This window comes from Sunxiuqinia sp. sy24 (genome assembly GCF_052677165.1).
On record NZ_JBQYLH010000001.1, the window covers coordinates 385,973 to 401,633 of the forward strand.

A 15,661-nucleotide genomic window follows, 5' to 3' on the forward strand; every position below is an offset into this window, starting at 1 on the left:
TGGGATGAAATAGTTAAGAATAATGAAGAAGAAAAAATCAACGATACGTAAGCCGAAAACAAGCCTGCTGCTTTGTTTGCAGGAGGGGCGAGTGGAAGCCGGCTGCGATGAGGCTGGCCGGGGTTGCTTGGCCGGACCGGTTTATGCCGCTGCGGTTATTCTGGGGCCTTCGTTCAAAAGCGATTTGTTAAACGACTCCAAGAAGCTGACGGAAAAGCAACGTTACCAGCTTCGACCCATCATTGAGGAGCAGGCATTGGCTTTTGGGGTGGGGGTGGTCACCAACCAGGAGGTCGATGAAATCAATGTGTTAAATGCTTCGTTTCTAGCCATGCACCGCGCGGTGGATAACTTGAAAATGAAGCCGGAGCATTTGCTGATTGATGGTAATCGTTTTAAGCCTTACCCCGACATTCCTCACGAGTGCATTGTCAAAGGCGATGGCAAAATGTTGTCGATTGCTGCGGCTTCGGTGTTGGCCAAAACCTATCGCGACGATTATATGAATCAGCTGGATGAAGCGTTTCCGGCTTACCAATGGCAGAAAAACAAGGGGTATCCAACCAAAGTGCATCGCGATGCCATTCGGGTACATGGGCCTACACCGCATCACCGCATGAGTTTTCGCCTGCTGGATGAGCAATTGAAGCTGGCGTTGTAATCCGGTAGCTTCAAAGTTGGAAAATGGCGGTTACCCTGCCTTTTGTCACTTTTTATTTTAGCCTTATTTAATTACTTTGGACTGTATTTTCGAATGCGATTCCGGCGTTGATTGCTTGTTCAATTAGCGCGAAGGAGAACCAAGCAAATACTCAAATACTCAAATACTCAAAACATGTACGGGAAAATAAAACAAGATTTACAACAATCCCTCGAAGAATTGAAAGAGCAGGGGCTGTATAAAACGGAACGTATTATTACTTCGTCACAAAGTTCCAGCATTAAGGTTGGTTCCGACAAACAAGTGTTAAACTTTTGTGCCAACAATTACCTCGGATTGGCTAACCATCCGGAAGTTGTTGGAGCAGCTCAGGACATTATGAATGAGTGGGGATTCGGATTGTCTTCGGTTCGTTTTATCTGTGGAACACAGGCTGTTCACAAAGAGCTGGAACAAAAGACATCTGAGTTTTTAGGCACCGAAGACACTATTTTGTATTGTGCGGCTTTTGATGCCAATGGTGGTGTGTTTGAACCTTTATTGGGTGCTGAATCGGCTATTATTTCCGATGAGCTGAACCATGCTTCGATTATTGACGGTGTACGTTTGTGTAAAGCACAACGCTTCCGTTACAAGCACTCCAATATGGAAGAGCTGGAGCAATGTTTGATTGACAGCCAGTCGGCGAAATACCGCGTTGTAGTTACCGATGGGGTTTTCTCTATGGATGGAGACTTGGCCAAACTGCCCGAGATTGTTGAATTGTGTGAGAAATACGATGCCCTGGTGATGGTGGATGATTCACACGCGTCAGGTTATATTGGCGCTACCGGACGTGGAACGGCCGAACACTTTGGCTTGCTGGGTAAAATCGACATCATTACCACAACCTTTGGAAAGGCCTTGGGTGGCGGTAACGGCGGTTGTACTTCAGGTCGAAAAGAAATTATTGAAATGCTACGTCAGCGTTCGCGCCCTTACTTGTTTTCGAACACCCTGGCTCCGGCTACTGTAGGCGCTACCTTGAAGGTGCTGGAAATGCTGACTGCCTCTTCGGAGTTGCAAAACCGGACCATGAAAAATGCTGACCGTTTCCGCAGTAAAATGGAAGCTGCCGGCTTTGACTTGGTGAAAGGCGAAACGGCGATTGTTCCGGTTATGCTGTACGATGCCCCCCTGGCGGTGAAATTTGCAGATAAACTGCTGGAAGAAGGCATTTACGTGATTGGCTTTGTTTATCCTGTTGTGCCGAAAGGAAAGGCCCGTATCCGGGTGCAACTGTCGGCTGCACACACCAACGAGCAAATTGACCAGGCTGTTGAGGCTTTTATCAAAGTTGGAAAAGAGCTGAAAGTGATCTAAAAGACACACTCCTGAATAATATCAAGGGATCCGATCTTAGCGCAAGATCAGATCCCTTTTTTTGTTTCAAAACCTCGTTCGTGACTGGCTCTTGTTGAATAGAACTAGCCATCGCTGTTGAATTGAGGTATGGCGGTTGCCCGTCCGTGGAGTGAGCGAAGCTTGCAAGATGACCGTATTCTATTCGGGGCAAAGCCGAATCTTCCGGGTATCTTCTGCGTTGCTTCTGGGTATCTTGTGTATATAATAACGCAGAAGATACATTGAAATAACACAGAAGAATCCTTGAAAATAAGAGCCAGGTATGGGGAAATGGAAGGTGGGGTGTGCTGAGCTGCTAAGAAGGATGTGTTCTGTTCGGAAACGAGTGCAACATCATTGAAAACGTCTTAAAGAGGAAGAGCACTTCCAGAGAAGATAAAAAGCAAAAATGTAAAAGGGCTGCCCAATAGTTGGACAGCCCTTCCTGATAGTTATCGTGTATGATTAATTACCTAAAGTAAAGCTTACCGACTTTGAAGCTCCGAAATCACCATCGACGTGTACAATCTCGTTACCATCAAAGACAAGAGAGGCAGCTCCCGTTTCCGGGTAAGTTAGGCCATCGCCGTATTCATCGTAAATTTTGAATGAATAGGTGCCATCTTCCAAGCAATGCTTGCTGGTTGCTGAAACAGTGCCATCCGCCCAAGGGCCTCCTGATTCGATAACCTCTTGGTCGGCATCTAGTATTTCCCAAGTACATTCGCTGGCATAGCCATCAAAAGTAATGTTCAAGATTACTTCATTTTCGGCACAAGGTGGTTGAATAAAGGTCTCAAGTTTGAAGTAGGGATACTCAACTTTATATGGGTTGGTGAATTGCTCATCAAATTGAATTTCCAAACCACAAGTTTTTCCTAATGGAGTATTGTCATCCAATGTAATGGTCAGACTGACGGTATCTACTCCTGCAGGAAAAGCTAAGGTCTCTGGCACATTGAAAATATTTGCTGTATCAGCTATCTCGCTAATGGGCACTTCAATTGCAGTCTCTTTGTTGTCACGAACCACAGTGAGGTTAAATGAGAATTCATCTGTTGATTCAAATTCAAACAAAGTGGAGTTGTCCGAATAAAAGCGTACGGCAGGATTACCTGCTGCTACTACCGGGCTTGGTTCAACGGTATCTTCGTATTCGCTACAGGCTACCATGGTAGCTGTAAGCAGTACAAGAAATGCAAAATATAATTTATTAATTTTCATAATTTTCAGTAATTAATTGAGACATTAAAGATCTGCAACCGGCTGTGGTGCTGTCCCCGTTGGGTTATTATCTCCGTTGGTTAAAGCTGGGTTCGCCTGAATTTCAGCCTCAGGGATTGGCCACAACAGGTTGCTATCTCCTTGTGGAATGTTGAATACCATGGTGGTATTCGGGTACCCGGCACCGCGACGGTCAACGCCTTTGTTCAAGCGCATGATATCGAACCAGTTTAAGCCTTCGCCCCATAACTCAATACGACGTTGGTTGAATACTTCTTCCTGAACGTCAGTAGCCGATGTAACCGGGCATAAATAGTCGGGGTTACGGTAGGTCTGGATAAAGTCTTCCAGGGTTGCTTTTCCGTTTGCTCCGCTCATGGCTTCAGCTTCGGCTTTAATCAGGTACATTTCTTCGATACGCATCAAAGGGATGTCGTTGGCATTGGTTGATGTTTCAACCACATTCTGATACGGTGCAAATTTGACCTGTGTGTAAGGGGCATAACCAATACCGACTACTGCGTCAGCTTGTTCGTCAGTCAAGTTAGGAGAGCTCAGGTTCTCATCAATCCACCATCCTTTGCGGACATCGCTGGCCGGAATGCTTGTAAACAGCTGCTTATTAATCTGCTTTCCTCCAGAATAATTAGCATAGCCCCAGTTGAGTGACCCGATATGTGAAATCCAGTTCACAATACCTGAAGTGACCACTCGGTCTGTTTCAGCAATAATGATACCCCACATCCAGTTATCTTCGTCTACTGTCCAGAAGGCGGGCTTGTTGGCTGTCTTAAGCCCGCTAGGCGTAGCACTTGACAGTTCGATGGCTTTGCTGGCATCCGCAGCGGCTTCTGTCCAGTTTTGCATGGTTAGGTTAATCCGGGCGCGAAGTCCGTAAGCTACAGACAGATCGATATAACGCTTGTCTTTGCGGCTGATTCCTTGTTCCTCTGCTGAGCTCAGGAACGTAATCGCTTTGTCAATATCCGAAGTGATTAAGTCGTACACTTCTTTGACACTTGAGCGAGCAGCTCCTTCCAAAGCAGCCACACCTGCATTTTCATTGGTGATGATGGGCACACAAGGGGCAGCTTCATTACCCACATAGGTGAACTGGTACAATTGAGCCAATACCCAATAGCTGAAGGCACGCGCAGCCAATCCTTGTCCCAGGTAGAACTGAGAAGTTGGGTCTTCCACTTCCTCATTAATGGAGCCAATCACATTGTTAGTCATGTTGATGATGGCATACATGTTATTCCAGGTAATTTGGCCTTCGCGAGAGGCTTTTTCCCGATCAGAATAGTCCAGGCTATTGCCTGTCCAGTTGTAGCCGTTGTCTTCCGATACCACATCGTAACCGTTGGCATCGGTAAACATCATGATGGCTGGATAGCCAAAGTCATTGTGGCGAACAGAGCCCAAGGCATCTTCGTTGGGCGCATACTGCGAGAATTGAGCAAAAATGGAGTTTACGCCGGCTTCTGCTTTCGAGGGGTCGTTTTCCACCACCTCTTCTTTTTGCGAAGACGTTACCTCGTCTCCTTCGGGCAGCATATCCAGGTCTTCGCAACCAGTAAGGGCGAAGGAAAAGGATGCGATTAACGCAAGGAAATATGTTTTATTTATAGTCATAATTGTCAATTTTTTATTAGAATGTTAAATTGATACCTCCAGAAATGGTGCGTATAGGGGTATAACGCGCTGTGGTCGCCGAAGTGTAGCTCTGACGAGGATCCAAGCCTTTACGACTTGACAATAAGGCGATGTTATCGGCTGTAAAGTAAACCCGGATTTTATCGAAACTTACCGACTGAGCCATGTTTGAAGGCAAGGTATAGCCTACTGTAATGTTATTCAGACTCAAATAATCAGAGCTTGTCAGGAAGCGCGTTGATCTTGAGCTGGCGTACCGGTCGTTCGCATTTAAGCGAGGAACATCCGTATTGGTATTGGTTGGCGTCCAGGCGTTCTGGATATCTTTGTGCCAGTTGGTTCCGGCAGAACTTCCCATGCCACTATGCATTAGGCGTGCGTAACCTGAGTCGTAAATCTCACCACCCAGTTGGTACGAAAATTGGATAGAAGCATCAAAACCGTAAGCCTCAACTGTCGTTCCAAAACCACCATATACAACAGGTAGCAAATTATCTGTTGCTACTTTATAGTCTTGAGCAACGGTGTAGTCACTGGTTTTAATCGGATTGCCTTCTTCATCTTCTGCCCAGTATTGCGCCATTCCGGTTTCAGCATCTACGCCGGCATAGTCAACCAGGTACATCCGGTACATCGATTCGCCTTCTTCATAAATACGTGTGCCGTCAATTAACTCTCCATTCAAATCAGGATGCAGTTCGTTGATCTTATTCTTGATAAAGGTAGCGTTTGTATTCAGGCTCCAGTTAATGTTGTTTGTTTTCAAAATACTCCAGGCCAGGTCAACTTCAATACCCGAGTTGGTCATTGATCCAACGTTCATGGGGATTGACGTGTAGCCCAAACTTCCGGCAACAGGCTTGTAGTAAAGCATGTCGGCTGATTTGCGGCCGAAATATTCAATTGATCCTGACACCGTATTGGCGAACAGACCAAAATCAGCACCCAGGTTATACGAAGTAGAGGTTTCCCAGGTAATATCCGGATTGCCCTTGTAAGCTAAGGTTCCATCAGCAAATACACCATCGGATCCGGTAACTTTGAACTGATCCATCCAGGCATAGTAGTTGCCGATGTTGTCGTTTCCTTGCTCTCCATACGAGGCTTTCAGTTTCAACATGTCAATCCAATGCACACCGGCAAGGAAGTCTTCGTTGCTCATCATCCAGGCAGCACTGGCCGAATAGAAATCACCCCAGCGATTGTCGGGGCTAAAGCGTGATGAAGCGTCACGACGGTAAGCAATGTTTCCAAAGTAAGTGTCCTGATACGAGTAATTAACACGCGCCAGGATACCTTTGGTGGTGTACACATCTTTGGCGCCACCGCCTCTTAGGTTATCAATGGCGTTATTCACATAGTAGTTTTCCGGATTGTACAGGTTTTGACCTGAAGCGAAAACAAACTCATCAGAATACGTGTAGCCGTCGTAACCAGCAGTAATATCAAACTGGTGTACATCGTCTACGGCAAAGCGGTAGTAAGCAATGTATTGCTGGTTGAAACCCTGTGTGCGGGTCTGATCCTGGTAGGCAGTTCCACCGTAAGCGGCACTTTGCCCCATGTAGGCATTTCCTAAGTCGTTGTAGCGGGTATTGTCAATGTTTAATCCATACTTGGCGGTCAGTTTCAAGCCTTCCAGTGGGGTAAGTTCTGCAAACCACGAACTGTTGATAACATCTGTTAAGTACTCGGTTTTGTTGTAGGTCAAGTCACCGGCAGGGTTGGCGATTTGCATAAATGAACGGGAGAAATTGGTGCTGTTTCCATCGCCATAGTCGTACACTTTACGACCTCTGTTCAGTACGATTTCTTTAGAGTCGGCATCGCGCACATAGATTGGATAAACCGGTGCAATGTAGTTGGCAATAAAGAAAGCGTTACCGCTGGAGTTGGTTGTCACCTGCTCGCCGGGATAATCGCTGTTGATTTGGCTGTAGCTTACATTGGCGCCTACTTTCAACCATTCTTTTACTTTGTGGTCTCCGTTGAAACGTCCTGAAATACGGTTGAAGCCAGAACCTGAAATCACGCCTTGGTCATCCATGTAACCAAATGAGATGAAGTAGTTTTGTTTGTCGTTACCTCCTGAAATAGACAGGTTGTAGTCTTGTCTTGGGTTATTTGAGAACGTTTCGTCGGCCCAGTTGTCGGGGGTGTAATAATACGTTCCATCGCTATAGCCTAGGGTCGCATTGGGGTTTAGTTTACCATTGGTTCCAATTAGGCGCTCGCCTGCAGGCAGTGTGTAAATGTTGTATCCATAGCCACCTTCTGAATCAGTGGTCAACTTGTTATTGGCATACGAATTGGCCTCAAATGCATTGTAGCCCAAATTGTAAATACCGGCATTGTAAATAGCGTTATAGGCTGTTTCTGTGTATTTCTGATGGCTGGTGAAAACATCATAGTTTTCAACGGCACGATCGTTTACACCAATTTTCATGTCGAAATTGATTTTAGCTTCTCCCGATGTTCCTTTTTTAGTGGTAATCATGATGATACCGTTGGCTCCACGCGCACCATACAAGGCAGTAGAAGCGGCATCTTTCAATACGGTCATCGACTCAATGTCAGATGTATTGATCGAGGCCAAATCTCCGTCAAATGGAATACCATCAACGACGTACAAGGGATCCGACTCAGCGTTGATTGATCCAACACCACGTACGCGTACTGTTGCCGAAGATCCGGGTTGTCCGTTATCGGTCAATACTTGAACACCGGCAACGGCTCCAGCCAACGCATTCGAGACGTTCGATACCTGGCGTTTTTCCAGTTTTTCAGTGCCCATAACGGCAGCCGAACCGGTAAAAGCTCCTTTGGTTGAAGTACCGTAAGCGACAACCATAACTTCTTCAACGCCTACGAAATCTTGTGCCAGTGTTGCATTCACGACCGAGCCGCTAATAGCCATTTCTTGCGTTTGCATACCAACAAACGAAAATACCAACGTTGCGGCGTCCTGTGGAACATTAATAGCATAAGCTCCGTCAAGATCTGTAATAGTACCCAGCGTGGTTCCCTTTACGGAGACCGAGACACCCGGGATTGTACTTCCGTCATCGGCGGAAGTGACAGTACCTGAAATTTCCTTGGTTTGCGCATAGAGCGACTGCAAACCAAAAGCAAAAATTACAAGTAATAATGCGATTCTTCTCATAGAAATAATTTTAAAATTTAACAGCATTAATTTTATACTCATGTAATTGTCAGGGCAATAGCAAGCCAGAGGACTTTGCCGTCCTTTTTTAAGATTGCGTTATGATCCCCTAATCAAAACGCTACAGAAAAAATGATTTAAATTGACCCTTCAATTTCAATTTATGCTTCTTAACCAGATGTTAAAAAGTCTTAATCGAGCAAAAGTAACAATTAAGTTGAATCTGGAAAGGGCTAATAACATCTGTTAAGAAATAAGTAACCTAATGCTTACATGAGCTGTTTTTGCTGGGGACTGAGGTTTTGGTGCCTTTCGTTGTTCGTAGGATGGTGGCGTGCGAAAGGTCTTGTCTGTTGATTATAAGGTTGGTAGTATGGTGTTGCTGCGTTCCCCTTTGTTGTGTTGAATGGACTTTGCTGGCCTTAGTTATTTTTCGAGAATAGGGACGGGATAATGGCAGTATAAAGAAAGAGGCTATCCTTTTTGGATAGCCTCTTTGCGTATTTCTAATCCTGCAATATTTTCAAGGATTAAATGAAGTTTGACGTATCGTTAATCGTCATTCGTTAGCCCTGTATACCGGTATCCGGCAATTCGGTATGAATCAAATCCAAAGTCTTCGGGATAGGTATCATCACTGAAGTTCACATTGAATACAATACTGTCGGCGGGCATTCCACTAGGAGTGGTTGCGGCGCCATACATAATTTTACCATCCGATATTGTTACTTGCATGTCATAGTAGTCATTTGGAGCATTGGTGGCTTGAAATGTCATTGAATTGAGATCAATCGACACTTTATTTTTAAAATCCCAAAAGTTCTCATTGTCATCAATCCACATTTCCGTTGTGCTATTCGCCGATGTGTTGTACGTGTCAAGGTGGAAATGACCAAGAACAAATAAGTCATCGTCAGAATATACTACATTGCCTTCTGCATCTACAGCTACACCTGTAACATACCATTCTCCAGCCATGGTTTCTGTCGCAGTACCGCCTATTTCTTCTTTTTCACATGAAGTAATAAAGAACAATCCGGAAACAAGCAGGACAGTATATAAAAATAGATTCTTCATATTAGTATCGTCTTTTTTATTAATTAATAATAATAGTAAATTCCATTAATCCAGCGTATTCCATTACATAGGTAATTTGGCCGGTTGTTGGATCAACTGAGCTAGATGTCATCGCATCCATCGAATCGCCCCAGCTAGGAACAATGCTAGAGATAGGTGTGATTGTATTATCATCATTTAGTTTGAAGTAACCGTTCATCGCATAGCCAGGACCGTATCCAACACGCTGGTCATAGTAGCCACCCATGAAATCAGAGATGTAGAATACACCTGGTTCAACTTGAAGAAGTAGAATCTCAAAGCCGCTGAAATTTACTACAGCCTCACTTGAGAACCAAAATCTTTTTGTTCCCTCTGCGGTCGTATGTATTCCTGTCGTGATAATTGAAGGTGTAGGATCAGCTACATAAACAGTTCTTGAACCTGTTACTGCGAACCCTTCAGCGTTTTTAATCTCATAGTTAACTGAATAAACGCCACCTGTACTTGTGTCGACATTGGAAGTTACTTCAACCTGATCTGAAACATCTTCACCATTCAGTTCTGCATTAAATCCAGCATCTTCATAAGTTGAACCTACGGATACTATTACTTCAGGCTCACCTAATACTTCAAGTGTAGGGTAGTATGTTATGTCAGTAAAGCCTTCTGTGGTTTCATCCTCACAACTTGACAATCCTACAATTGCAAGTATAGCAACCAATAGATATAATATTTTATTTTTCATCATATTCTAAGTTTAAACATTTATTAATTTATTCAGCCCAGAATACCGGAGTGTCAACTCCTTTATTGGAGGGAGCATTACTGTTACGGCTTGTAGAGCTTTCAGCATAGGGGAAGCGTTGTAAGACAGTTCCAGCTCCCAAATTGGTATTATAGTCAATGGGGGTGTATAGTGTACCTGCAACATATAATTCAGGAGAGAATACATCGTTAGCTCTATCGTAAATATCAGCTCCCGTCGCATCGCCAAATTCCGGATATCCTAAACGACGCATTTCGCACCAGGCTTCGAAGTTATTGGTGCCACCTAATGCAATCCATTTTTGAATACCAATTACTTCTGCATAATTATCATTGTCATACGGGTAATAACTGGTATAAATGTCATCAGCACCACTTACGCCTGCAGTGCTAAATGATGCTTCAATGGCAGCTTTGTAGTGTGCTTCTGCATCAACCGCTGATCCGTAGCGTGCATAATATTCCGCCAGGAAGAATTCCGTTTCAGAAACAGTAATGAGATAGACTGGCATGTCGTATGCAAATACAGGACGACAGAAATATGGATCTTTATACTTATCGGAAGTACTGAAGTTCGTGCCAGAGACGCCTCCTTTATATTCTCCATCGTCATTTGTTTCAAAGAACGCTGGTACCCGAGGATCATTGCTATCAAGCATGGTTTGCATATACGCGATATTCGCTGTCACATTCACCTGGTTGGAACCAAAATAAGTTGCGTATTCTTCTTGATAGAAAGGGCTGGCTTTACCTGTTTCATCTGTCCAGATATCATCCCAGGAAATATCTTCCGTTGGGAAGTTGTCTTCCTGAATTAATGCTGCTATTTCAGACTGTACATTCTGAATATTACTCAGCCGCATTAAGATTCTCAACTTCAGTGCGTTTGCGAATTGGATCCATTCTGCGGCAGTGGAGGTTCCAAATAAGAAGTTTGTTCCAACAACGCTCGAGGTTGTTGCCTTCGAGAGTGCATCATTCAGTTCCGCTAAAATACCTTGATAAATAGTTGAGCCATCATCATATACGGGAGATAGGTTCGTTGGATCAAGAGCTTCGGTGTAAGGAACTTCACCATACGCATCCACCAATACTTGGTAGGTGAAAACTCTCAATGTAGTAGCCGCTAAAAATGTTCCCCATTCTTCAGATTCCGTCGACTGCTCGCGAATTGTTTCAAGGTTTTTAAGTGCGCGTTGAGTTAATTGTGTATAGGTGCTACTAGAACGAGTAGCAGACATGATAAACCTCGAATAATCGACATAGTTACTAGTCCCAAAATTCTGTGAGTAATGTTGGGAATAGTACCCACCAACAATGCGTAGGAAGTTTCCATAACTTGAGGCCACGTTCATTTCCGCTCCCGGAAAAATCATACCCGCTGTTACGTTATCCTCCGAAGGAGAGTTCGGATCTTGATTTATATCCAGGTATTCGTCACAAGAGGTCGTACCCAGTATAAGTATTACGAATAAAAATATTATCTTTTTCATATAATTTGGAGTTTTAATATGTTATACTAAGGTTGAAACCAAAAATTCGGGTAGCTGGGTTTACATACATTTCTCCGAAGGATCCTTCCAAGTCAGTACCTGTAGTGCTCGACTCCGGATCGATGAAATGATTATCCTCAGCGGTCCATACAAAAGCATTGTTTACAAATGCAGAAAGCGAAACGTCACTTAATGATAAATCATTAATCCATTTTTTAGGTAAGCTATATGACAGTGTGACGTTGCGTAACTTCGCAAACGTACGATCTACCATGTATGCTAACCCACCGTTGCCATAACCATAGGTGTCGAAGTATTTCTGGAAACTATCATCGGTTGTTTTAATCTGAACTGTATTTTCGACATAAGCCCCATCATCAGTTACTAGCACTGAATTTGGAATTATAAATGGATTTCTGTCATTATATGTCGTGATGACACTATTTCCAGTAAACTGCATTAAGTTCTTTGTGCGTGAAAACATTGATCCACCGTAGCGTACATCAAGTGTTGCGCTTAGTGATACTCCGTAGGCCGATAAAGAAGTAGAAAGACCGCCAGTCCAATCGTGGTTCATATCCAGGCCTGTGTCTTCTACGTCTGTTCCCAGTACGGGTTGTCCTGCTTCGTCAACGATTTGATAACCAAAGTATTCGCTGCTCTTGTCCGTTACGTATTGTGGCAGGTAGGTATAAAACGTACCCATTGCTTCTCCTTCTTCTGCATACATATATACGGCATCATTACCGGCAGAAAAACTGTAGATATTTACTTTCCCTCCTTCTAGGCTTTCAGGCATTGAGAGGACTTCGTTACGGTTAATTGCAAAGTTTACATCTAAATCCCAACGGAAATTTTTGGTTTTTACAGGTGTGGTGCTCAATAGCAACTCAACTCCTTTGTTTTGAACCTCACCGAAGTTGGTGACAGTAAAGCTGTACCCAGTTGATGGGTCAACAGGTAATGTAAAGATCTGATCCTTCGTTTTACGATTATAGAAAGCTGCATCAATACCAATTCGTCCATTTAAAAACTGTAAGTTTAAACCAGCTTCTGATTCTGAGGTCATCTCAGGTTTCAGTGCGGTGGCTCCAGCTCTGTTGGAGGAAATGAACGAGTTCGTACTATTCATTGGGAATGCGGCAATATCACTTCCGTAATACCCGTTGGCATAGGCTTGGATAAATCTGTTACTTGTATAATATGGGTCTGCATCATTACCCGTTTGTCCATAAGCAAGACGTAATTTACCAAAAGAAAGCACCTTGTTGTCTGGCATCAATTCTGTAAAAATCCAGCTTAAGGTAGTACCAGGGTAAAAATAACTATTATTACCAATAGGCAAAGTTGAAGACCAGTCATTTCGAGCTGTCATGTTTAAGAAAAGCATTTCTTTATAGCCGAATGTTGCATCCCCAAACAAGCCGATCAAACGACGTTTTGATTGTCCTTCTGCCAATATTGATCTGGTAGCTCCATTACTCAAATCCCAGAATCCGGTTTCGAATGTTAGAACATCAGTCTGGCCTTGCATCACTGTTGAGTATCTTTCATTGATGTTTGCACCAACGATCCCTGTTAGGGTGAAATTACTAAAGCTGGTATCGTAACTTCCAAGGAAGTCATGGTTGATCTCATAGGCTCTTCTGTAGCGAGCATATACGTTACCATCTTGATTCATATTACTTGGAGCATAGCCGTAATCTTCGTTGATCAAGGCATCGTCCAGACTGATTTGCGGAATTCCCATTTTAAAATCATAGTCAGTATAGTCAAAACCAAAACGATAAGTTAACGTAAGGCCTTCTAGTGGCATAATGTCTGCCTGAAGCTTGCCATAAAATTGTTTTGAATCTAAATGGTTGTAATTATTTTTCAACGACCAGTAAGGATTGGTAATTCCGTATGGCGTGAAATAAGCTTCTGGAGTATTAAATGGGCTGCTTAAATCCTGCATATCCAAGATGGATATATCTCTTGGCATTTCATAAACACCGTCAATTACAGATGTTCCTTGGTATGAGCTTGTCATATCCGTTTCCGATTTCGCAAAGTTGATAGAAGACGAAATCTTAAACCAATCATTACCCTGATAGGAAGAACGGAATGCCAACGTGTTCCGTTTATAAGAGTCAGCATCGGTAGGCATGATACCATCATCGTCAGAATTTGAGAAAGAAACGTAATAGCTGACTTTATCATCTTCTGAAACTCCACTTAAAGAAATATTCTGGTTGGTAGAAATTCCAATTTCAAAAAAATCTTTTACGTTATTTTTGAGAGCAGAATATTCGTGAATAAGTTGTTGGTTGTTCCAGATCGGTCCATACACCTGTGTTGAACCATCTAAGCGAGGTCCCCAGGAGCCATTCTCAATATAGGTTTGACTTCCATCCCAGCCTTGGCCGAATTCATTTTGGAATTCAGGTAATAAGGAGATTTGCCGTAGTTGGATGCCCCCGTTGTATTGAACAGTGAAATTTTTTCCCTTGCCTTTGCTTCCCTGTTTGGTTGTAATTACGACAACACCATTAGAAGCTCGACTGCCGTAAAGGGCTGTTGCAGCTGCACCCTTAAGGATCGTCATGGATTCAATATCATTTGACGACATGTTCGAAAGTCCACTTGTTGTAAGGGCATTACCTGCTTTGTCGATTGCAGGATCATCCAGGTTTAAGGAACTGTTCTGCAAAGGAACACCATCGACAACGTAGAGTGGTTGGTTGCTTCCATTGATAGAGCCAAAGCCTCGGATAGTCATTGATGTAGCAGAACCAGGATCAGAAGATGTAGATTGAATTTGTACACCAGCAACTTTCCCGGATAGAGAATTCGCAATGTTTGTGCTGCGATCTTTCATTAATTCATCGCTAGCGACTGTTGTTGCTGAATAGCCGAGTGTCTTTTCGGAACGCTTAATTCCCATTGCAGTAACAACAACTTCATTAATTCCAACGACATCAGATTCCATCTGTACGTCTACTTTGTTGCCGGTGATTGCCATCTCTTGTGTTTGCATACCAACAAAAGAAAACACCAGCGTTTTTGCGTCCTGAGGTGTTGTGATAACATAGTTTCCGTCAAGATCCGTAATGGTACCTAAGGTGGTTCCTTTTACAGATACAGAAACGCCAGGGATAGTACTTCCATCCTCGGCGGAAGTAACTGTACCTGAAATTTCCTTGGTTTGCGCATAGAGCGAATGCAAACCAAATGCAAAAATTACAAGTAACAATGCGATTTTTTTCATAGAAATAATTTTAAAATTTAACAGCATTAATTTTTTGCTCGTATAATAAAAGGGAAAGTGAAATCTGATTTCGCTTCCTTCTAATTTTAGATTGTCTTACGGTCCCCCAACCTTGAATCTTTCATAGGAGCTTCTTTAATCAATATCTTTCATTATGAGCTTGTTAGCCCTGTGTTAGAACGTTTGTGTTGCAGTAGTAGTAGTGTATCGTTTAGAAAATAATGATAATGTCTGTTTTGTAATATACTTACATGGCTTTTTTATTGGTTTATTCTCGTTTGTTCTGTGTGCGTTGGCGTTGTTTTGCCACAAGAGCATTGCGCTTGGGTTAATAGAGGCGTGTTTGGTATAGAAAGGACCAGAGCTGCAGTTACTGAGAACTTTTCTTTGAAATTGAAGGAGAAAGAAGTGCAAGCCTCTGGTCCTGTTTTTTTCTATTCTTTGCATATCGCAGGATTCCTTGTTTGTTGATTGGTCAACAAACAAACAAACAAGAGTTGCAGGCGATAATGCAGATTTCTTCATGTCAGCGTTTTAATTTATTAAACAGCATCAATTCTATTGCATATTAGTCAATAGGACAGTAAATTTTTCAATTTTCATCCCCTTGGTGTTTGCAGAACGTTTATTCCCCCAAATAAGATCGCCCCACGTTTCTAAAAACTAATTCGATTGAAACCTTCAATTTCAATGATCTTTAAAATGTTAAAAGATCTTAATTATATACAAAAATATAAAAATCCCAATCCCGTGAAAGTTTTTAATCAAAAAAAATATCAAAGTTGATAAATCTCATAAGAGAAATGCAAGTTCTTGTCTTTCTGTATTTAGGCTTGCTTTTTTGTTATTGACTTATAGCCAGCGCGTTTGTGTTTGTTCTTTTCATTTTTATGTTATTTATTTTTCATGGAAAATAATTTTAAAAATGAATGATTGCACTCTGTAACTAAAATGATGAATTTGATTGGTAAGTGTTGTTGATGCTTAGGGTTTGGGGTGAAACTGTT

The 15,661-nt window shown here is 42.8% G+C and carries 9 protein-coding genes; 2 read left to right on the top strand and 7 right to left on the bottom strand.

The features are described from left to right. The first annotated feature begins 22 nt into the window (after positions 1–22). A complete protein-coding gene (locus ACUNWA_RS01530; RefSeq protein WP_445590111.1) occupies positions 23–661 on the top strand; it encodes a ribonuclease HII in 639 nt (212 codons plus the stop codon). Positions 662–835: 174 nt separating this feature from the next. Beyond that, the gene (gene kbl / locus ACUNWA_RS01535; protein WP_445590112.1) at positions 836–2,023 is read left to right on the top strand and encodes a glycine C-acetyltransferase; all 1,188 of its coding nucleotides are present in this window, start codon (positions 836–838) and stop codon (positions 2,021–2,023) included. 486 nt (positions 2,024–2,509) lie between these two features. On the opposite strand, the gene ACUNWA_RS01540 is transcribed toward kbl, so the two are convergent. From ACUNWA_RS01540 to ACUNWA_RS01570, 7 genes are all read right to left on the bottom strand, one after another. Further along, positions 2,510–3,268: a hypothetical protein gene (locus ACUNWA_RS01540; protein ID WP_445590113.1), complete on the bottom strand. Its 759-nt coding sequence runs from the start codon at positions 3,266–3,268 to the stop codon at positions 2,510–2,512. 24 nt (positions 3,269–3,292) lie between these two features. Beyond that, positions 3,293–4,903, bottom strand: coding sequence for a RagB/SusD family nutrient uptake outer membrane protein (locus ACUNWA_RS01545; protein WP_445590114.1), 1,611 nt, complete (start codon positions 4,901–4,903; stop codon positions 3,293–3,295). Positions 4,904–4,919: 16 nt separating this feature from the next. Beyond that, positions 4,920–8,087: a SusC/RagA family TonB-linked outer membrane protein gene (locus tag ACUNWA_RS01550; RefSeq protein ID WP_445590115.1), complete on the bottom strand. Its 3,168-nt coding sequence runs from the start codon at positions 8,085–8,087 to the stop codon at positions 4,920–4,922. A 552-nt stretch (positions 8,088–8,639) separates the two neighbouring features. Beyond that, on the bottom strand, positions 8,640–9,164 hold the full coding sequence (locus tag ACUNWA_RS01555; RefSeq protein ID WP_445590116.1) for a lipid-binding protein: 525 nt from the start codon (positions 9,162–9,164) through the stop codon (positions 8,640–8,642). A gap of 19 nt (positions 9,165–9,183) precedes the next feature. Continuing rightward, entirely contained in the window at positions 9,184–9,894 is a 711-nt protein-coding gene (locus ACUNWA_RS01560; protein WP_445590117.1) for a BT_2262 family domain-containing protein, read from the bottom strand. A 25-nt stretch (positions 9,895–9,919) separates the two neighbouring features. Then, complete coding sequence (locus tag ACUNWA_RS01565) at positions 9,920–11,404, bottom strand: SusD/RagB family nutrient-binding outer membrane lipoprotein (RefSeq protein ID WP_445590118.1); 1,485 nt, start codon at positions 11,402–11,404, stop codon at positions 9,920–9,922. A gap of 13 nt (positions 11,405–11,417) precedes the next feature. Continuing rightward, positions 11,418–14,654, bottom strand: coding sequence for a SusC/RagA family TonB-linked outer membrane protein (locus ACUNWA_RS01570; protein ID WP_445590119.1), 3,237 nt, complete (start codon positions 14,652–14,654; stop codon positions 11,418–11,420). Positions 14,655–15,661: the final 1,007 nt, after the last annotated feature.